The 21,845-nt window shown below is 43.7% G+C and carries 13 protein-coding genes; 8 read left to right on the top strand and 5 right to left on the bottom strand.

Annotated features, from left to right (window positions below; all coding sequences use genetic code 11):
• Positions 1-10 precede the first annotated feature (10 nt).
• The 4 genes from BT_RS14230 to BT_RS14245 are packed head-to-tail and all read left to right on the top strand — an operon-like array spanning position 11 to position 5,716.
• On the top strand, positions 11-2,011 hold the full coding sequence (locus BT_RS14230; RefSeq protein ID WP_008761956.1) for a RagB/SusD family nutrient uptake outer membrane protein: 2,001 nt from the start codon (positions 11-13) through the stop codon (positions 2,009-2,011).
• Positions 2,012-2,056: 45 nt separating this feature from the next.
• Entirely contained in the window at positions 2,057-3,664 is a 1,608-nt protein-coding gene (locus BT_RS14235) for a DUF4969 domain-containing protein (RefSeq protein ID WP_225011823.1), read from the top strand.
• A gap of 11 nt (positions 3,665-3,675) precedes the next feature.
• Positions 3,676-4,692: a nucleoside hydrolase gene (locus tag BT_RS14240; RefSeq protein ID WP_008761954.1), complete on the top strand. Its 1,017-nt coding sequence runs from the start codon at positions 3,676-3,678 to the stop codon at positions 4,690-4,692.
• Between the two features lie 19 nt (positions 4,693-4,711).
• Positions 4,712-5,716 (top strand): GRP family sugar transporter, encoded by a 1,005-nt coding sequence (locus BT_RS14245; protein ID WP_011108492.1) that lies wholly within the window; start codon positions 4,712-4,714, stop codon positions 5,714-5,716.
• Between the two features lie 122 nt (positions 5,717-5,838).
• Here BT_RS14245 and BT_RS14250 read toward each other — a convergent pair whose 3' ends face one another.
• The 5 genes from BT_RS14250 to BT_RS14270 all read right to left on the bottom strand — a co-directional run bounded on the left by BT_RS14250 (position 5,839) and on the right by BT_RS14270 (position 12,564).
• Positions 5,839-7,665: an endonuclease/exonuclease/phosphatase family protein gene (locus BT_RS14250; RefSeq protein WP_048692652.1), complete on the bottom strand. Its 1,827-nt coding sequence runs from the start codon at positions 7,663-7,665 to the stop codon at positions 5,839-5,841.
• Positions 7,666-7,755: 90 nt separating this feature from the next.
• Entirely contained in the window at positions 7,756-9,309 is a 1,554-nt protein-coding gene (ahpF, locus tag BT_RS14255; RefSeq protein ID WP_062695883.1) for an alkyl hydroperoxide reductase subunit F, read from the bottom strand.
• A gap of 82 nt (positions 9,310-9,391) precedes the next feature.
• Complete coding sequence (gene ahpC / locus BT_RS14260) at positions 9,392-9,958, bottom strand: alkyl hydroperoxide reductase subunit C (protein WP_008761950.1); 567 nt, start codon at positions 9,956-9,958, stop codon at positions 9,392-9,394.
• Positions 9,959-10,140: 182 nt separating this feature from the next.
• The gene (locus BT_RS14265; RefSeq protein WP_011108495.1) at positions 10,141-11,610 is read right to left on the bottom strand and encodes a sodium:solute symporter; all 1,470 of its coding nucleotides are present in this window, start codon (positions 11,608-11,610) and stop codon (positions 10,141-10,143) included.
• A 24-nt stretch (positions 11,611-11,634) separates the two neighbouring features.
• Entirely contained in the window at positions 11,635-12,564 is a 930-nt protein-coding gene (locus tag BT_RS14270) for a dihydrodipicolinate synthase family protein (protein ID WP_008761948.1), read from the bottom strand.
• 148 nt (positions 12,565-12,712) lie between these two features.
• On the opposite strand from BT_RS14270, the gene BT_RS14275 reads away from it, so the two are divergent.
• The 4 genes from BT_RS14275 (at position 12,713) to BT_RS14290 (ending at position 21,835) form a co-directional block, all read left to right on the top strand.
• Positions 12,713-13,237 carry an NUDIX hydrolase gene (locus tag BT_RS14275; RefSeq protein WP_011108496.1) on the top strand — a complete coding sequence of 175 codons (525 nt, stop codon included), beginning with the start codon at positions 12,713-12,715 and terminating at the stop codon, positions 13,235-13,237.
• Positions 13,238-13,528: 291 nt separating this feature from the next.
• Positions 13,529-16,540, top strand: a complete 3,012-nt coding sequence (locus tag BT_RS14280; RefSeq protein ID WP_011108497.1) for a tetratricopeptide repeat protein — start codon at positions 13,529-13,531, stop codon at positions 16,538-16,540.
• Positions 16,541-16,552: 12 nt separating this feature from the next.
• Positions 16,553-18,274, top strand: coding sequence for a TonB-dependent receptor (locus BT_RS14285; protein ID WP_008765321.1), 1,722 nt, complete (start codon positions 16,553-16,555; stop codon positions 18,272-18,274).
• A gap of 387 nt (positions 18,275-18,661) precedes the next feature.
• On the top strand, positions 18,662-21,835 hold the full coding sequence (locus BT_RS14290) for a SusC/RagA family TonB-linked outer membrane protein (protein ID WP_011108498.1): 3,174 nt from the start codon (positions 18,662-18,664) through the stop codon (positions 21,833-21,835).
• Positions 21,836-21,845 lie beyond the last annotated feature (10 nt).

The raw sequence follows: 21,845 nt of genomic DNA on the forward strand, positions 1-21,845 counted from the left end.
ACAGGATATTATGAAAAGACTTACGATATCAACCTTATTGAGCGGAGTGCTCTTTTTGACAAGTTGCAATGATTTCCTAAATCAAGAACCTCTTGATCAACTTTCTCCAAATGAATATCTGACAACAGAAAGTAATATTGCAGCTTTTGCTACTGATCAATATCAAGTGCTACCTACTCATGGCACCTATGGATATGGAACTTTTGAAATTGACAATAACACAGATAATATGGCCGGTATGCAACCTAACGTAATGTATGCACCCGGATACTGGAAAGTAGGACAAGAAGGAGGCTCATGGTATTTCGCTGATATTTACCGATGCAATTATTTCTTTGAAAATGTGCTTCCATCGTATGAAAACAATGCCATTGTCGGAAACACGACCAATATCAAACACTATATCGGAGAAATGTATTTCTTCAGAGCTTTCATGTATTTTGAAAGATTAAAATCATTAGGCGACTTTCCTATTATTACTAAAACTTATCCTAATGAACGTGAAGCTCTGATAGAAATCAGCAAACGAGCCCCCCGAAATGAAGTAGCCAGATTTATCTTATCTGATCTGGACAAAGCTATAGAAATGATGCAAAACATAGCTCCTTCCGGAGGTAAGAACCGGCTAAGCAAAGACTGCGCTATCCTTCTCAAGTCAAGGGTCGCACTTTACGAAGGCTCATGGCTGAAGAATTTTAAAGGAACAGCTTTTGTACCCAATGGACCGGGATGGCCGGGAGCAAATAAAGATTATAATGCTAATTACTCATTTAAATCCGGAAGTATTGAAAAAGAATCAGAGTTCTTCTTTGATGAAGCTATTAAAGCGGCACAAATCATAGCAGAAAAATATAATATATTAACTGCCAATACAGGAGTATTCCCACAAACTTCTTCGGAACCTGAAAATCCTTATTTCAGTATGTTCTGCGATATTGACATGGAGAAATACAATGAAGTACTTTTATGGAGGCGCTACAACACAGGATTAGGAGTGGCAAATGAAGTTTGTCAATACGGATGTGTCGGCAACAATGGAGTAGGCACTACTAAAAGCATGATTGACGCCTTTATTCTTAAAAATGGAGAACCTATTTATGCATCCCCGATGTGGGCAGATGAAAACTCATCTTATTGGGGAGATAATAATATCATTCATATCACTAAAAACAGGGATACCCGTGCAGACATCTTCATCAAAAAGCCAGGACAGAAAAATTTGCATACTCAGGCAGGAGATCATGGGGTAGTAGAAGAATGGGGACCCAATATAACCGCCTCTTCTGTTACAGAAAAGTACAATACAGGCTATGCCTTACGCAAAGGATTAAACCCTGACGGGAAATACACAAATAACACTCAAAGTATTGTCGGTTCTATCATATTCCGTACAGCCGAAGCCTATCTCAACTATATAGAAGCTTATTATGAATTGCATGGTTCACTCGACTCCTATGCAGAAAAGTACTGGAAAGCGATTCGTCGCAGAGCCGGCATTGATGAGGACTATACCAAAACAATCAGGCTTACAGATATGTCAAAAGAAGCAGAAACTGATTGGGGGGCATATTCCGGCGGAGAAATTATTGATGCCACACGTTATAATATCCGCCGTGAACGAAGATGTGAGTTGATGGCGGAAGGTTTACGTAGCATGGACTTACATAGATGGCGTTCAATGGACCAGATGATTACCAAACCCTACCATATCCTAGGAATGAATTTATGGCAGGAAATGTATGGCTGGGACTGGTATAAAGATTCTAACGGCAACTCCATTCTTAAAGAAGGAGAAAATGTTTCACCACGTAGCTTCAGTACTTATCTTGCTCCTTATCACATCACAGCCAATAACATTGTTTACAACGGCTATAAATGGAATATGGCACACTATCTCGATCCGATAGCAGCAGAACATTTTCTGGTTACTTCATCCGGAGGTGATTTGGATTCTTCTCCTATCTATCAGAATCCGGGCTGGCCTATGACAGGAGGAGGAACCCCGCAATAATCCAATAATCTACTAATTTAACAAAGACCAATTATGTATAAAAGAATGATAATACTAACTTACGCACTGGTTTTCTTTTCATTATTCGCAACAGCTTGTTCTGACAATAATAATGAAACATACGTCGAACCAATACTTTCTCAAATAGAAGTAAGTAAACTAGTGACTGAAAACAACAAAACATATGTTTCTGTTGACGGTAAACCTTTTCCGTTTCTTGGTGCACAAATACGCCTTGATGCCCTTCTCAATTGTGACAAGATGACTATTAATGAAGTGGAAAACTACTTCAAGAAAGCTCAGGAACTGGGACTAAATTGTGTACAAATTCCAATTTCATGGAATATGGTAGAGCCTAAAGAAAACAAGTACGATTATAGTATCGTAAACTCAATCTTGCAGTTCGTCAACAAGTATAATTTGAAAATGGAATTACTTTGGTTCAGTACGAATATGGTAGGAGATTCATTCTCCTACCTGATACCTCAATATGTGCTTCAAGAATATAACAAAAGGCTCAGCCGGAATGATGAAGGAAATTTTTGGAACTATTATGGTTATCAATACACCATGATTCTTGATGATGAATGGATACTGGAGAGAGAAACCAAAGCCATCACCGCCTTATTTAACCACATCCGATACTGGGATTCTCAAAATGGAGACAAGCACCCCGTTATATCAGCTCAGATCCATAATGAACCTGATGCGTTAATGCGCTGGAGAATCGACCAAAAAGATTTAAAATATCGGGATGGGCCCCCTCTAAGCAAAGAGAAGGCCTGGACAATGATCACAAATGCATTAAATACTGTAGGAAAAGCTGTAAAAAACAGTTCTTACAGAGTAGTAACTCGTGTCAATCTAATTTACGGTGATGGTATTAATCCATTTCCAGAGGCTACTAATGCTCGCCCCAAAGATGTATTCGATCTTCAAGGCATTGATTTCATTGGCGTTGATGCTTATAAAGATAATGTTAAACATCTCAAAAATGAAGTCATGGCATACGCATCAATTGCAGGAAATTATGCGCTGGTTGCCGAGAACAAAGGTAGTTATGCAAACAGTCCGAGTCTTATCTTGACATCTTTCGCATTAGGAGGAGGCTATGATATTTACGATTTGGCTACCAGTAACTTCTTTATCAACAACACCACCGAACCGGACCAAATTGACCACGGAATTTATACATGGGATTTACAAGAAAAAGATTTTACACCTCCTACTCGTAGTCTCATAAAAGGCTTGGCGGCAGCTTATATAGATGTTGCCAAAGTAAAACCGGAGAACTTTGCAGCATTTAATATTAACGATAATCAGCCAAAAGACAAATTAGAACAACTAATATGTACTACTGGAGCACAAATCACATTCCAGACAAATAATGCTTCTTTAGGTTTCGTATTAGATATGCACAATTATTTACTGATTTATAGTTTGAATGACTCTCAATTCAAACTAGAGAATGGTAAATTTGGAGAAACCATTTCCGGAAGATATGATGTAAATGGCACATTTACCAAAGAAGGAACTGCAACTTTAGAAAATCAGACTCTCCATGCTAAAGGAGGCGTACTTTATAAAGTAAATTATTCCTCGCAACAATCATTAACCAGCAATACAATTGAGAATATTGGAAATAACTTATAAAAACCCAAGATATGTTCAAATATATAGCAATCATTCTAATAACCGTCTCTTTATTCTGTTCCTGTGCACAACAGAAAGAGACTACTTCTGCAATTCCTGTCATACTCGACACGGATGTTGGAAATGATATCGATGATGTTTTAGCCATGCAAATGCTGCTTAATTATGAGAAAAAAGGAAAAATTGATTTGCTAGGTATCACTATAAGCAAGTGTAATCCTTATTCACTGGAATATATTGACGCTTATTGTCGTTTCAACGACAAATACGACATACCTTTAGGTTATGCTTATAATGGGATGAATACAGACGACGGACATTATCTCCGCCAAACGCTGGATACTATTATTGACAACAATAAAATATTACATCCAAAAAGAAGCCTAAAAGATCATATTCTGGAAGGATATAAACTGTTGCGTAAATTGCTGGCAGAGCAAGAAGATCATTCTGTGGTATTTATAGCCTTAGGCCCGGAAACAAATCTAGCCCGTTTGCTTATCTCGGAAGCAGATGAATACAGCGAGCTGGATGGAAAAGCCTTGGTAGCACAAAAGGTAAAATTACTATCTGTCATGGGAGGACTCTATGGTAATGAATTCGACTTCCCTGAATGGAACATTGTTAATGATCTGAATGCAGCCCAAATTACTTTCAAAGAATGGCCTACTCCAATTATTGCCAGCGGATGGGAACTAGGAAACAAAATTCGATATCCTCATCAAAGTATATTAAATGATTTTGCCGGCAGTTATAAACATCCTCTGTGCGTATCATATAAAATATATCAGGAAATGCCATATGACAGAGAAACATGGGATTTGACATCCGTGCTACAAGCCATAGAACCGGGGAATAATTATTTCAATTTATCCGAGAAGGGAACAATCACCATAGACAGTATCGGACAAAGTATTTTTTCTCCTTCTGAAAGCGGTAAACACCAATATCTCACTATTCAAGGGGAAGAAAATATTCGGGCAACCCGCAACGCACTTATAAGACAAGTGACAGGAAAAGAGAATTGAAATCTTAAAAAAAATCATTATGTATATAGTCAATAGTTACACCTTAGCTATTATCTTCTGCTTTATCACAATGATATGCTGGGGATCGTGGGGAAATACCCAAAAACTGGCCAGTAAGAATTGGCGTTATGAACTTTATTATTGGGACTACACCATCGGCATCTTGCTGTTCGCCCTACTTCTGGTATTCACACTAGGAAGTTTCGGAGATTCGGGAAGAGGTTTTCTGGAAGACATCCAACAAGTGGAAGCGGCATATATTGCCAGTGCACTTATCGGAGGAGCTATTTTCAATGCTTCCAATATTCTCCTTTCCGCCTCAGTATCCATTGCCGGAATGGCAGTAGCTTTTCCATTGGGAGTAGGACTGGCATTGGTATTGGGAGTATTCATTAATTATTTCAGCTCCCCCAAAGGAGATCCGTTCTGGCTATTCACAGGAGTCGTGCTGATTGTTATCGCCATCATTTGCAACGGTATTGCAGCCGGTAAGAATCAAAAGGCGGGAACCAATAACAGCAAAAAGGGAATTATTCTTGCTGCTATTGCCGGTATACTGATGTCATTCTTTTACCGGTTTGTCGCCGCTGCCATGGATTTGAACAACTTTGAATCACCGACAACCGGAATGGCAACTCCTTATACTGCATTCTTCATCTTTGCTATCGGAATCTTCCTAAGCAACTTCCTCTTCAATACACTTGTGATGAAGCGTCCGTTCGTTGGTCTACCCGTCACTTACAAGGAATACTTTGCCGGAAAAGCAAGTACACACATGGTCGGAATTCTCGGAGGATGCATCTGGGGATTAGGTACGGCATTAAGCTACATTGCCGCAGGAAAAGCGGGAGCAGCCATTTCTTATGCACTTGGACAAGGAGCACCGATGATTGCTGCCCTTTGGGGTGTTTTCATCTGGAAAGAATTTACCGGTAGCTCCAAAGCGACAAACAGACTTTTGGGAGTCATGTTTATATTATTCATTTTGGGCCTGACATTCATTGTCATCTCAGGAGGAAGCTAAAATAAAAAAGAGGTAAAGGAACTATTAGGTATTATCAATATAAAAAGAATCACCCCAAAAGTTAGAAACTAAACTTTTGGGGTGAAATTCAATTCTATGATTCAAACTATCATATACATTATTCAGACCGTTATATCCAGCAAAGTTTCTCCCTTTGCATCCAACACCCTGACTCTGAGTTCTTCTTTCCTCTTCTCAAGAATCATCACGGTAGCACCCTCCATCTTATATCCTCCACCTATAACAACCGGAAAATGATTCCCCAATTCACCTTTCGGGTGATAAGCATACTTATGAGTATGAGCATTCAGACAGATATCAAAAGGAGCTTTTTCCAGCAGCTTAGTCCATAGTTCAGTACAAAGATTCTTTCCATCATTACCATAAAGAGGGATATGATGCAGGAGGATACGTTTTTTCGCTTTCTTAAATTCTTTGGCAGCCAGTTCTTTCTTCAGAAAACCGACCTGTTCGTTACGTAACTGGGTGAAATCATTCAAATCATAATAGACCCAATGATCGTCTGTTTTGTCTTCTCCACAGTCCAGCATGACAATACGGGTATCTCCCCAGTTGAAAGAGCCATAAGTCTTGTCACCTACATAATCGAAATGGTCACGCAAACCGATAGAATAAGCGTTCCGGATTTCGTGATTCCCCCGCATAAAGAAAGTCGGGATACAATCACCGCGCACTCCTTCGGTCAGTTCACTGATAAAGGCAGTTGCCTGATCATGACTTGCCGGGTCGTCTACACAGTCACCGTTGAAAACAACAAAATCATAGTCAATATCCTGAATTTGCCTGCACAAAGCCCGGAAGGTATGGGTATGCTGATGCAGATCATTGAACACAACAGCAGTAAAAGAATCCGTACCGGTTACAGGCAGAGTAAATTCACTGAAAGCAGAACGGGCAGTATTTCCGAAAACTTTCTTATATGCCTGATAAAGCAACATTTCTTGTGAACAGACACGATAATAATACTTTTGACCGGGCTGCAAATCATCCAGCCGTATTTTATGTAACTTGTTATTGCAGACTACCTGTCCGTCAACAATAGTACGCGCACGCTTTAATTGAGTCGTATCCGTACCGTATTCTACCCAACAATAAGCAGGAACAGTGGTTTCCCACATCACGGTCATTCCATTTCCAACCGGATTCTGCAAATAGGGTTTAGTACGGAATATCTTATCCGCCTTTTCGGCAGTGCGCAGTTCCACAACAATAGGGCGATGATCGGATGCTACAGGTTCATTCACCACTTCCGAAGAGACGACGGCAAATCCTTTATCATTCTGCTTAAAAGCCGCCACGTAATCGATAGTCTCCTTTGGGGCGGGAGCAGGAAAAGTGTGTTGTCTGGGATTAGAGAGTATCCGAAATTCTTTCTGCAACTCTTTAATAAAGTCCGATTCCGGCTCCGCATTCATGTCTCCCGCCAGAAAAAGAGGCTTTTTATAGGAAGCTGCAAAAGTTTTCAGAATCTCCAATGACTTCATCCGGTCTTCTTCCGTAAGGGATAAATGAGTGCAACAGTAAATATAATCTTCAAACTCCGCTAAGATCAATGCACGGGCTTCTTCCCTGCCGGGCAGAGCTATAGTCTGCAAATGAACCGGAGCTTTCTTTGACAGCAGACCGATTCCGTATTTTCCGCCATCATAATCTATAGCCGGAGCAAAGCAGGCATACATCTGCGTCCGCTCGGCTATCTCACCTAATACATATTTCTGATTACTCCGATTGGTCACGCTATCTACTTCCTGCACGGCTACCACATCAGGAGAAGCGTTATTAATCACATTTGCAATACGCTGGAAGTCACAGACACCATCCATGCCTGTTGCATTTTTGATGTTATAGGTCATCAGTCTCAACGTATGCTGAGCCTGCACCGGAACAATTAACAAGATCGCGGAAATCAGTAAGAATATCTTTTTCATGTTTCTCATTGGGGGTTAAATATTAGAATCACAAAGGTAAGAAAAAAATAAAAGCCACAAGAGACTTTTTACAATCTCTGTGGCCATTACTTATACAATCAGCCCCCGCACGCGGTCATCAAAGGCAGAAAGGGCGGCTTTGGCACCTTCGCCCATAGAAATAATAATCTGTTTGTAAGGTACGGTCGATACGTCTCCGGCTGCATAGATTCCCGTCACATTGGTACGGCAATGCGCATCGATAACGATTTCACCCGGTCGGTTTGTTTCCACAATATCACGGAAAACGCTGCTATTGGCGGAAAGTCCGATCTGCACGAATACTCCGTCCAGTTCTACCAAACGTTCTTCTTCCGTCTTACGGTCTTTGATGCGCAAGGCTGTCAGTTTATCGCCATTACCAATTACTTCTGTCGTTTGCGAACTCACGAATACTTCCACATTCGGCAGAGATTTAAGTCTTTCCTGAAGGACATTATCCGCTTTCAGTTCATCCATAAATTCAAAGACGGTGACTTTAGAACAGATACCTGCCAAGTCAATGGCTGCCTCGATGCCGGAGTTTCCACCGCCCACTACCGCAACCTGCTTTCCTTTATAGAAAGGACCGTCGCAATGAGGACAGAAAGCGACTCCACGCCCGATATAATCGTTCTCGCCGGGAACATTCAGTTTTCGCCAGCTTGCACCTGTAGCGATAATCAATGCAGGAGCAATGAATTTCTCTCCTACGGAAGTAGTTACCAGTTTATCTTTTCCGGCAAGTTCTACCTTTTCTATCTTACGCTGTTCCAACAAATCAACAGGATAACGCAGAAGATGCGTTTTCAGATTATCGGCAAGTTCGCTTCCTGTTGTTTCGGGAACCGAAATCAGATTCTCAATGCCTACCGTCTCTTTCACCTGTCCGCCGACACGCTCGGCAACAATCGCCACGCGCAAGCCTTTACGGGCAGAATAGATGGCTGCTGATACTCCGGCAGGACCGCCACCGGCTACGATAACATCGTATTCCTTCACTTCCGTCTCCACCTTGGTTTCATCAATACCGTATTGCGCTTCCAGTTTAGCAAGCAATTCGCCAAATTCGCCACGACCTACATGAAGCAGTTTCCCATCGGCAAATACAGAAGGCACGCCTTGTATCTTCAAGGCATCCACTTCATCCTGATACAGTGCACCGTCAACCATTTCATGAGTAATGGAAGGATTCAGTGTGGTCATTGCATTCAATGCCTGAACTACATCCGGACAGTTGGTGCAAGTCAGTGAGACATAGGTCACTAAGTGTATCGGACCCTTCAAGGCTTTCACACGGTTGCAGACAGCCTCATCCGGAAAATTCTTTCCCTTACCGTCCAGATTCAGGATGGCGAGTAATAAAGAAGTAAACTCATGTCCGTTGGGGATAGCACGGAAAGTAATTTCTGTAGGTTTACCATTCTTTCCTATCGTAAATTTAAGTCCGCTTCCTTCATTTACCATACAAGTGATGTGATCGGAACATTCGGCTACATCGCTCAGCAATTCCAGCAATTCGGCACGGCTTTCATGACTGGCTGATACGGATATATCAAAGGTAAAGTCAGCCTCCAGTCCGGCAAAAATACCCTTCAGTTGTTCTTTTAATGCAGGTTCTAACATCTCTCTTTCTCCTTTCATTCTTTTAAAAGAAGGGCCGGCAGCGTCTCCGTTACCGGCCCTTCACACACATTATCAAGATCTATCAAATCTTACCGACAAGGTCAATGCTTGGCTTCAGAGTAGATTCGCCCTTCTTCCATTTAGCCGGGCAAACTTCTCCGTCGTGAGTAGCCACAAACTGTGCGGCTTCTACTTTGCGAAGTAATTCGCTGGCGTCACGACCAATATTGTTATCATTCAGTTCCACCACTTTAATCTTTCCTTCCGGGTTTACGACGAATGTTCCGCGGTAAGCCATACCTTCTTCTTCGATATATACACCCAGTGCACGGCTCAAAGCGCCTGTCGGGTCTGCCAGCATCGGGTATTTGATCTTACGGATACTTTCGGAAGCATCATGCCAGGCTTTGTGTACGAAATGCGAGTCAGTACTTACCGAGTAGATTTCCACACCCATTTCCTGGAACTGAGCATATTTGTCAGCCATGTCTACCAATTCTGTCGGACATACAAATGTAAAGTCGGCAGGGTAGAAGAAAAGGATTGCCCATTTACCTTTCAGGTCGTTGTTGGTTACTGTCTTGAAAGCTCCGTTTTGAAAAGCCTGAACACTGAATTCAGGAAGTTGAGAATTTAAAATTGGTTCCATACTCTTTATTGCTTTTATTGTTATTAATTGATTTGACTTATAACATCAGAAACATCGTTTTGTTTTTTGTTTCTGATGCAAAGATAAAGGCGGAAACCCCGCCTTTGCAAAAAAAGTCCAATCGAATAATTCTATCGGATAATAGATGAAACCAATATGCCTGCCAGTGAAGCTGCCTTCTTCTACTTCTTTGTTTTCAGTAAACGCATACTGAGAAAGCCTGCCAAAAAGATAACAATGGTTCCGAAGACAATAGTCAGGTTAGCATGAAACGGGCTTGCATATTCGCTCATAAAACCATCTTTAAAGAAGATAGGAGACAAGCTCATCCAGACGACAACGATAATGCCACAGATCACTCCCAAAACGGCGTCAACATTCCGCGCCTTCTTTGAAATATACCCCAGCAGGAAGAGTCCCAGCATACCACCGCTGAAGATGGAGGACAAAGCCCACCAGGCATCCAGCGCACTCTCTACGTTCAGAAATGCCAGCGCTACGAAAATACCGATTATTCCGATCAGTACATTCGAAACATACAAGGCTCTCACCGATTGTTTTTCTGTCGGTCTCTTATTTATATAACGGGCATAATAGTCCGTCAGAATGATAGTAGCCGAACTTGTAATGCTTGTAGCCACCGTACTCATTCCCGCCGCGAAAATGGAGGCAATCAATAATCCGGTAAGTCCGGTCGGAAGCGCATGTACAATAAAATAGGGAAAGACCGCGTCCCCCTCGACCCCTGCCGGAAGCAGTTCCGGAAACGTCTTGTAATATGCATACAATGCCGTACCTATCATAAAGAACACTGCAGAAACCGGAATAAACAAATAACCTCCGAAGAGAGCGGAGAACTTAGCCTGTTTATCACTCTTTGCCGTCAAATAACGCTGTACGTAGTTCTGATCAATACCATAATTCTGTAGATTGATAAATATACCGTAAATAAGGCATACCCAGAAAGTAGACTCGGTCAGACTGCTGCCGAAACTTCCCAAACTGAATTTCTGGTCAGTAATGGCTATCTGAAATACCTGCGCAGGCCCTTCGGGCATTTTAAACATCAGCACACAAAGGCAGGCTATCGCACCACCAATCAGAATAAATCCCTGAATCGCCTCCGTCCATATCACAGCTTTCAGACCACCCAGCATTGAATAGGCAATAATGGCAACGCTGGTTACTGCGATAATCATCTTAATATCCCATCCCAGCAGGGCATTCATAGGCAATGCGAGCAGATACAGAATAGACCCCATCCGGGCAACCTGCGTCAAAAGATAACACGATGACGCATATACACGCGCCCAGGGACCAAAGCGTTCTTCCAGAAAACTGTAAGCCGATACGCTTCCGATAGAACGATAAAAGGGTACAAAGTATTTAGCAGCAAAATACGAGGCTATCGGAATGGACAAGCTGAATACAAAAGCATTCCAATCGGACATATAGGCCTTGCCCGGATAAGCCAGATAACTGATACTACTTACATACGTTGCGAAAATAGACATTCCCACAACCCAACCCGGAAGGGAACGTCCTGCCGAAGTAAATTCCTCCGACGAACGTTTCTTGTTGAAGAAAGAGCAGCCGAAGACAACAACTCCCCCCGTGAAGAATAAAAAGATAATAATGTCGAGAATAGACATAGCCGTTCATTTTTTCTTGATTAATTACCTGAGCACTACATCAACTCCCAAATTTTGAAGTGCCTTCCATATTTTTCCTCTTTCCCGTTGTTCGAACTTATGGAAAGGCGCAGCCACATAATCGCTGCATATTCCGAGTAGACTGAGAGCACATTTCAGACCTTTCAGGTAACTGGACCCATGTTGCCCTACCGTATATATCGTAGCACTGATTTGCATTACTTTTTCCTGCAAACGTCTCACTTCTTCCATATCTGCATTCTTCGCAGCGTTGTATAAGCTCACATACAATTCGGGGAACATATTCGCACCACCGTTTACGCCGCCATGAGCCCCCAGCAGTACGGATTCCGCCATAATTTCTTCCGGTCCCACCAGCATCGAGAAATCCGGATTATCTTTCATGGCATACATCACCGACTGGAAATAAACCGTATTTGCCGAACTGTCTTTAAAACCGATTACGCCGGGATTCTCCGCTATCCGCTGAATCGTAGCCGGTGCAAAGTTCACCTTTGTATGAGTCGGCATATTATACAAGAATAATGGTAACGGCAACTGAGGCAGCAGATGCTCATAAAACTCGATCAGTTCGGGCTGACCTGTCGCAAAGTAGTAAGGAGGAGCGGAAACGACGGCATCGGCTCCATGATCTGCCGCAAGGCAGGCAAGGTTCACACTCTCCACAATCGAAGTATCGGAAATACATACCAATACCGGCAACCGTCCTTTCGCTATACGGCAGGTATTTTTAATCATTTCCATCCTCAATTTATAACTGAGGCTCTGTGATTCACCGGTAGTTCCCAACACAAAAAGAGCATGTACTCCCCCTGCTATCAGATGTTCGATCAATCTTTGCAAACCTTCCACATCCAACACATCATCGTCCAACAAGGGAGTTACCAACGGAGGAATAATTCCTGATAAAGGAATATTCATTTTGTTATTCATAGTCTGATTCTTTTAATTTGTATATGATTGTTATTAATGATACTAATAAGACGGGGTATTTAGCATTTTGTAATCACATTATTCCATATCTGAAGAAAAGATTTTATATTTTTGTCGGCAAACAATCTATTATATAAAATCAGTTATGATGAAACATCCTCTTGCCCAATTCCTGTACTGTCCCGAATGCGGTTCTCCGCACTTCGAAGTGAACAACGAGAAGTCTAAGAAATGCACAGACTGCGGCTTTGTTTATTATTTCAATCCGTCTTCCGCTACCGTGGCACTGATTCTGAATGAAAAGAAGGAACTGCTGGTCTGCCGCCGTGCCAAAGAACCGGCCAAAGGGACACTCGACCTTCCCGGAGGATTTATCGACATGAACGAAACAGGAGAAGAAGGAGTAGGCAGGGAAGTATGGGAGGAAACAGGATTGAAGGTAGAAAAAGCGACCTATCAGTTCTCCCTGCCGAACATTTATATCTATTCCGGCTTTTCCGTTCATACGCTCGATATGTTCTTTCTCTGTACCGTAAAAGACATGAGCCATTTCTCGGCAATGGATGACGTGGCAGATTCTTTCTTCCTGCCATTATCAGAGATACGTCCGGAAGATTTCGGGCTGGATTCCATTCGGCGGGGACTTGTACAGTTTCTGGCTCAACACAATTAACTAAAAGGGGCACTAAACTTTTGGGTATCAGAAAACGTTTTAAATGAGGAAAATACTAAGATTCGTATTATCTTTGTAACCACCAATAATTATAAAACAACAATCACATGAAATTCAACATCAGACTTAATTACTCTCATCAGGAAGATAAAAAAGAGTCCAAAAAGAATAAGTATTTCGGATTCAAAATGGATGAGAGATAATTTACATAAAGATTTAAATGATTATAAAATAACTTTCAAAGGGTTTTCGTTGGAAGATATAGTCGTATTTTTGTCAAAACACTAGATTATGAAGAAAAGAATATCACGAATTATCTGCACCTTGTTGTGTTGTGCACCAATTGCCATCTCCGCACAGACAAGCGAAAAGATAACCTCTCCTGTCAACCTTTATAAAGAAGGGAAAGAACTTTTCCAGGAAAAAAATTATGCAGCTGCCATACCTGCATTGAAAGCATTTGTAAAGCAAAAGCCAACAGCAAGTCTCCTTCAGGACGCAGAATATATGTTAGTCAGTTCGGCTTATGAACTGAAAGACAAAAACCGCATCGAGTTACTGCGCAAGTACCTCGACTGTTATCCGGATACTCCCTACGCCAACCGAATCTATTCACTACTGGCTTCCTGCTACTTCTATGAAGGGAAATATGATGAGGCCCTGGCACTCTTTAATTCTACACGGCTCGATCTACTGGGAAATGAGGAGCGCGACGACCGCACCTACCAACTGGCAACCTGCTACATGAAGACTGATAATCTGAAAGAAGCCGCCATCTGGTTCGAAACGTTACGTGCCAGCAGTCCCAAATATGCAAAGGACTGCAGTTACTATCTCGCTTATATCCGCTACACTCAGAAGCGCTATGATGAAGCGTTGAAAGACTTCCTCCCTTTGCAGGACGACCCGAAGTACAAAGAACTCGTACCTTACTACATAGCAGAAATCTATGCTATCAAAAAGAACTATGATAAGGCGCAGATCGTAGCACAAAACTACCTGTCGGCCTATCCGAACAACGAGCACGCTGCCGAGATGTACCGCATTCTGGGAGACGCTTACTACCATTTCGGACAATATCACCAGGCAGTGGAAGCATTCACCGGCTATCTGGACAGAGATCACTCTGCTCCCCGCCGGGATGCACTTTATATGCTGGGACTCTCCTATTACCAGACAAAAGTCTACTCCAAAGCAGCCGAAATGCTGGGACAAGTGACGACCGCCAACGATGCCCTGACCCAGAATGCTTACCTGCACATGGGACTCTCTTACCTGCAACTGGCAGAAAAGAACAAGGCACGTATGGCTTTCGAACAGGCAGCCGCCTCCAACGCCAACCTGCAGATTAAGGAACAGGCCGCTTACAACTATGCACTTTGCCTGCACGAAACGTCCTACTCCGCTTTCGGTGAATCGGTTACTGCTTTTGAGAAATTTCTCAATGAATTCCCGACTTCTCCGTATGCCGAGAAAGTAAGCAACTATCTGGTAGAAGTCTATATAAATACCCGCAGCTACGAAGCTGCTTTAAAGTCAATCGAACGGATTGCCAAGCCGAGTGCACAGATCATGGAAGCCAAACAAAAGATTCTCTTCCAACTGGGTACACAGTCGTTTGCCAATGCCAATTTCGAACAGGCTCTCCAATATCTGAACCAGTCCATCACCATCGGGCAGTACAACCGCCAGACAAAGGCGGACGCTTACTACTGGTGCGGAGAATCTTACTACCGCCTCAACCGGATGATGGAAGCCGCCCGCGATTTCAACGCTTACCTGCAACTGACCACGCAGCCAAATAATGAAATGTATGCGCTCGCCAACTACAACTTAGGATACATTGCTTTCCACCGCAAGGACTATACACAGGCAAGCAATTATTTCCAAAAATATATCCAACTGGAAAAAGGCGAAAACAGAACAGCGCTTGCAGATGCCTACAACCGTATCGGAGACTGTCATCTGAATGTGCGCAACTTTGAAGAAGCCAAGCACTACTACTCGCAAGCCGAACAAATGAATACTCCTTCCGGCGATTACTCATTCTATCAGCTGGCACTGGTATCCGGTTTACAGAAAGACTATACCGGTAAGATCACTCTTCTGAACAGGCTGGTCGGCAAATATCCTTCTTCTCCATACGCAGTGAATGCCATCTACGAAAAAGGGCGTTCATATGTACTGATGGATAACAACAGTCAGGCTATTACTTCTTTCAAGGAATTGCTGGAGAAATATCCCGAAAGCCCCGTCAGCCGGAAAGCTGCGGCTGAAATCGGTTTGCTGTATTATCAGAACGGCAACTTCGACCAGGCAATCAATGCGTACAAACAAGTGATTGAGAAATATCCGGGCAGCGAAGAAGCCCGCCTGGCAATGCGCGATATGAAATCTATCTATGTAGATTTAAACCGTATCGATGAATTTGCGGCTTTAGCCAATGCGATGCCGGGACACATCCGCTTTGACGCCAGCGAACAGGACTCACTTACGTATGCGGCTGCCGAAAAGATTTATGCACGTGGCAGAACAGAAGAAGCCAAGAGCAGCCTTAATAAATATCTGCAAACTTTCCCAGAAGGAGCATTTAGCCTGAATGCACATTATTACCTCTGCCAGATTGGAAATGAGCAGAAGAATTATGATATGGTGCTCCTCCACTCCGGAAAATTGCTTGAATATCCGAATAATCCATTCGCAGAAGAAGCGCTGATCATGCGTGCGGAAGTACAGTTCAACCAGCAACAGATGGCAGAAGCTCTGGCAAGCTACAAGATGCTGAAAGAAAAAGCGACCAATGTAGAACGCCGCCAGCTTGCCGAAACCGGCATCCTGCGCTGTGCCTTCCTGCTGAGAGACGACGTAGAAACGATTCACGCGGCTACCGAGGTGCTGGCTGAAGCCAAGCTTAGTCCGGAACTGAAAAACGAAGCTCTTTATTATCGCGCAAAAGCTTATAAGAATCAGAAAGCGGACAAGAAAGCATTGGATGATTTCCGCGAACTGGCCAAGGATACCCGTAATTCTTATGGTGCCGAAGCTAAATACCAGGTTGCCCAAGCACTTTACGATGCCAAAGAATATGCGGCGGCAGAAAAAGAGCTGCTCAACTACATCGAACAGAGTACGCCACACGCTTATTGGCTGGCACGCAGCTTTGTCCTCCTGTCGGACGTATATGTCGCTATGGGTAAAGACCTCGACGCACGCCAGTATCTGCTGAGTCTGCAACAGAATTACCAGGGCAATGACGATATCGAGAGCATGATTGAAGACAGACTAAAGAAACTAAACAAGTAAAGATTGAAAAGTATGAAACGAACTCTTTATATAGCAGGAGGCTTTACACTGGCATTTCTGATGCCGTTCAACCTCCAGGCACAGAATACTCAGCCGAAAGATACGACCATGAACCGCACGGTCGTCGTAGAACAGGAATATAATCCCGACATTCTGGATGCTTCCAAAGTGAATGTGCTACCCAAAGTGGAAGAACCTACCGTCAGCAAAAAGGAAGTGGAATATGCCACTACTTTCTTCCCGGCTACCTCTATCCCTGCCGACCTGATGCGTCCCTATGTAGGAACGGAAGTGCAGCCCGGCAGCAAGCCCGGATATATACGCGCCGGATATGGAAACTACGGTAATCTGGATCTCCTTGCCAATTACCTGTTCCGTCTGTCGGACAGGGACAAGCTGAACGTCCGCTTTCAGATGGACGGAATGGATGGCAAACTGACTATGCCGGAAACAGACACGAAATGGAATGCTTATTATTACCGTACCCGTGCGAATATCGATTATATCCATCAGTTCAACAAGGTAGATTTCAACATCGCCGCTAATTTCGGACTCAGCAATTTCAACCTTTCTCCGGTTCAGCCCGGCAAGCAGAAGTTTACTTCAGGAGACTTCCATCTGGGAGTAAAATCGACAGATGAAAATTATCCCATACAGTTCGAAGCGGAAACCAATCTGATGATGTACAACCGTCAGAACAATAACACTTTCTTTTTCAATGACAAAGTCAGAGAAACACAAGTGCATACCAAAGGATTGATCAGCGGCGCTATCAGCGACGAACAGAGCATCAACATCGGATTGGACATGCGTAATCTCATCTACAATAAAGACCTGAAACTTGCTGACGACCTCCAGGTATACGAGAACCGTACCGCTCTGGCACTGAATCCGCATTATAAACTCAGCAGCGACAGCTGGAACCTGCGTGCAGGAGCCAATGTGGATATCTCATTCGGCAGCGGTAAATCATTCCGCGTGTCTCCGGATGTAATAGCACAGTATATCTTCTCCGACAGCTACGTACTCTATGCGCAAGCTACCGGAGGCAAGCTGGTCAACGATTTCCGCAGACTGGAAACGATCTGTCCTTATGCCTTGCCGGCAGGCCCTATTCTCGATACGTACGAACAGCTGAATGCAGCAATAGGATTTAAAGCGAGTCCTTATCCCGGATTATGGATTAATCTGTATGGCGGTTATCAGGATTTGAAAGACGATTTCTTTGAGGTGCAGGAAGAAACATTTGTCAACTATGATCCCTCACTTGCCGGTGATGCTCAGGAAGGGAATTCCTCGTCCCCGGTCACAGCACATCAATATCTGAATCTGGAATTTAGCAATGCCAACAACTTCTACGCTGGTATGAAGATCAGCTATGAATACAAAGACCTCATTGCATTGTTCGCTGCTGGAACTTACCGTAACTGGGATGCGAAAGAAAAATACAGCCTGTATATGAAACCCGCCTGCGAAATTAATTTCAGCGCAGACTTCCGCCCGATCACAGGACTGAATATCAATCTCGGTTACGATTATATCGGACGCACAAAGGTAGAAGGCATTAAAGCCGCAGCAGTCAGCGACCTGCATGCCGGAGCCAGCTATAATGTGTTCAAAGGAGTATCCGTGTATGCCCGGATTAATAATATCCTCAATAAGAAATACCAGTATTATCTGGGCTATCCTACAGAAGGTCTTAACTTCCTGGGAGGATTAAGCTTCAGCTTCTAGACAAGACATATTCTCCAAAGAGAAGAACCAATCAGATGCCCATCCTGTTATTGCCTATGTGCAACATAACAGGATGGGCTTTTTTATTGTTCCTTACAAAGCCTCCTTTTCCATTCCGTCTATAATTTTGTATCAAGGTCTACCCATTTGTTACAGATAGTGTTTCTAGCTATTTGTGCACCTAATTTGGTGAATATTGCACGTCCATTTTTCACATCACCCCTAATTTTGCATCATCATTAAAAGATAAATGAAGTTAACCTTATTGCACATAAGCAAAGGATATATTTAGAAACTGAAGAGAGAATAAAGAGAATAAAAGTCACCCCCAACCCGGTTGACCTAACTATAAACTAAATATATTATTAACCTATCAAATTAAACAGTATGAGAAACGCGCTCAATTTAAGATTCTGCTTTCTTGTTACGTTTCTTTTATTCATACCGTTGATGTATGCCTTGCCCCCGGAAGGTATCACAATTAAGGGTAGAGTAACGGATGAAACACTCAAAGAAGGCGTTCCCGGAGCTAATGTGACTGTGAAAGGCACGAGCATTGGGACAATCACAGACTTTGACGGTAACTTTACGATCGTCGCCCCAAGCAAAAAATCCGTATTGAACATTTCCTTTATCGGGTATGTAACCCAGGAGATCGTGGTCGGAGACAGGACAATCATCAATGTTTCCTTAAAAGAAGATGCACAGAACCTCGGTGAAGTGGAAGTTGTAGCTATCGCCTACGGTAATCAGGACAAGCGCATGCTTACCAGTGCCGTCTCCTCCATTGACAACAAAGAGTTGATCAAATCTCCGGCAACAAGTATCACGAACCTCCTCGCAGGAGCATTGCCGGGTGTATCTTCCGTACAGACTACCGGACAACCAGGTAAAGATGCTGCTGCCATCTACGTACGTGGCGTCGGTTCATTAAATGATTCACAATCCAAGCCCTTGGTTTTAGTAGACGGAATAGAACGTGAGTTTTCACAAATCGACCCGAACGAAATCGAAAGTATTTCAGTATTGAAAGACGCCTCTTCCACCGCTGTATTCGGAGTAAGAGGTGCTAATGGCGTTGTATTGATCACCACCCGAAGAGGTAAAGCAGGCAAAACGCAGATTTCCGCCAGCACCAAACTGGGTCTGCAACAACCCATCTCACTGGTAGAACAGACTGGAAGTTACGAGTTCGCACGCTTCTGGAACATGAAGCAGGAGATGGACCACGTAACGAATCCTAAATTATACTTCACCCCGGAACAGGTAGAAGCCTATCGTACCGGCTCAGACCCGATCATGTATCCCAGTATGGATTGGAAGAAGTATATTTTTAATAATATCTATCTTCAAAGCCAAAACAACCTAAATATCTCCGGCGGTAGCGATAATGTGCGATACTTCATCTCTGTAGGTTATACTTATCAGAACGGACTTCTGAAAGAACTTCCCGGACAGATGTACGACAATAACTATCGTTACAACCGCTATAACTACCGTGCCAATATCGATGCTAATCTGACAAAGACTACTTCGATGAAACTCGGTGTCGGTGGTGTTTTAGGCAAGATACAGGAACCGCGCAGCGTCGTTTCGGGCACAGGTGAAGACCAGAATCCTTGGGTAATCGCACAGATCTGGTCACATCCGTTTGCCGGACCGGGATTTATCAACGGAGTACGTACACTGATTCCTAAAGATATGGTTCCGCTGGGAGAAGTGATGCGTGACGGTATGTTCGTATTCTACGGACAAGGTTACAATCAAACGTATGACACGACATTGAATCTGGATTTGGACATCACACAGAAACTGGACTTTATCACTCCGGGACTGAGCGTTTCCGTGAAAGGTGCTTACGACAATAAATTCAAACTGGAAAAAGTACGTACGGGAGGCGCCATCGAAGCGCAGACTGTGTACTACAAATCATACTTTGACACCAACGGTACGATGTCACAGACCGATCCCGACTACGATAAATCACTTATCTATGTACCCAGCGGCAGCGATACTCCGCTCACTTACTCGGAAAGCAGCGGACGCGGACAGAACTGGTATCTGGAAGGACGTATCAACTATGACCGTACATTCGGCGACCACAGAATATCCGGTCTGTTCCTTTACAATCAGTCGCGTAACTATTATCCGGACAGCTACACTTATCTGCCCCGTAACTACGTAGGATTGGTAGGACGTGCTACTTACGCCTATCAAAGTAAATATCTGCTCGACGTAAACGTCGGCTACAACGGTTCGGAGAACTTTGCTCCGGGCAGCACACGTTTCGGTGTATTCCCTTCCTTCTCTGCCGGATGGATCGCAACTGCCGAGAAGTTTATGGAAAACCAGAAAATCGTAGACTACCTAAAACTCAGAGCATCCTGGGGACGTGTAGGTAACGACAAGGGAGTAGACTCACGCTTTATGTACATGCCTGCCGTATGGGGATCATCGGGCAGTTACAGCTTCGGTGTGGACAATCCGATTTCCCAATCGGCAGCAGCCATCTCACGTATGGGTAACCCGGCAGTAACCTGGGAAACAGCCGACAAGCAGAACTACGGTATTGATCTTAAGTTCTTCAACAGCCGCCTGTCCGCTACCTTCGACTACTTTATCGAACACCGCACAGGTATTCTGATCTCTCCGGAATCGACCCCAAGCATCATCGCAACTGCACTGCCTAACCTGAACATTGGTAAGGTAGACAACCACGGTTACGAAGTTTCTCTCGGCTGGCGCGATAAGATCGGAAAGGATTTCACCTATAATGTGGATGCCAACGTCTCTTTCGCACGCAACAAAATCCTCTATATGGACGAAGTGCCCAAGCAATTCTCTTATATGAACCAGACCGGTGGCTCTACCGGACGCCAGACCGGAGTATACAACTACATCCGTCTCTATCAGTACAGCGACTTCATCACCGGAGCCGACGGCGAACTGACCTTAAAGCCGGAACTGCCTCAGCCTTATCAGAAGGTATATCCGGGTGACGCCATGTACGCCGACCTCAACGGAGACCACATCGTGGACGGTAATGACAAGAGCGTAGCAGGTTATGCTACCCGTCCGGAATACGTTTTCGGTATGAACATGGGATTCGACTGGAAAGGATTCAACTTCACCATGCAATGGGTGGGTTCCAAGAACGTTAACAGAATGTATGACATCGAATACCGTATCCCTTATACGAATGCCGGAAAGCGTGGTTTGCTGACCTACTTCTACGACGGTTGCTGGACTCCGGAAAACCAACTGGGAGCTACTTATCCGCGTCCGTCGGAAGAATCGGAAAGCTGGAACTCCGAACCCTCTACCCTCTGGTTGGTGGATGCTTCCTATCTCCGCTTGAAGAGCCTGAGCTTCGGTTATACCATCACCGGAAAGAAATTCCTGAAGAAACTGGGCCTCAGCTCACTCGGATTAAACTTCAGCGGCTACAACCTGCTGACCTTCTCACCGCTTAAATATCTTGATCCGGAAAGTGATCCTAACCGATTCGGAGATTATCCGCTGATCAAAGTATATAGCTTCGGTTTAAATCTTAACTTCTAAAAAACGACTG

The sequence above is a fragment of the Bacteroides thetaiotaomicron VPI-5482 genome, assembly GCF_000011065.1.
Classification (GTDB): Bacteria; Bacteroidota; Bacteroidia; order Bacteroidales; family Bacteroidaceae; genus Bacteroides; species Bacteroides thetaiotaomicron.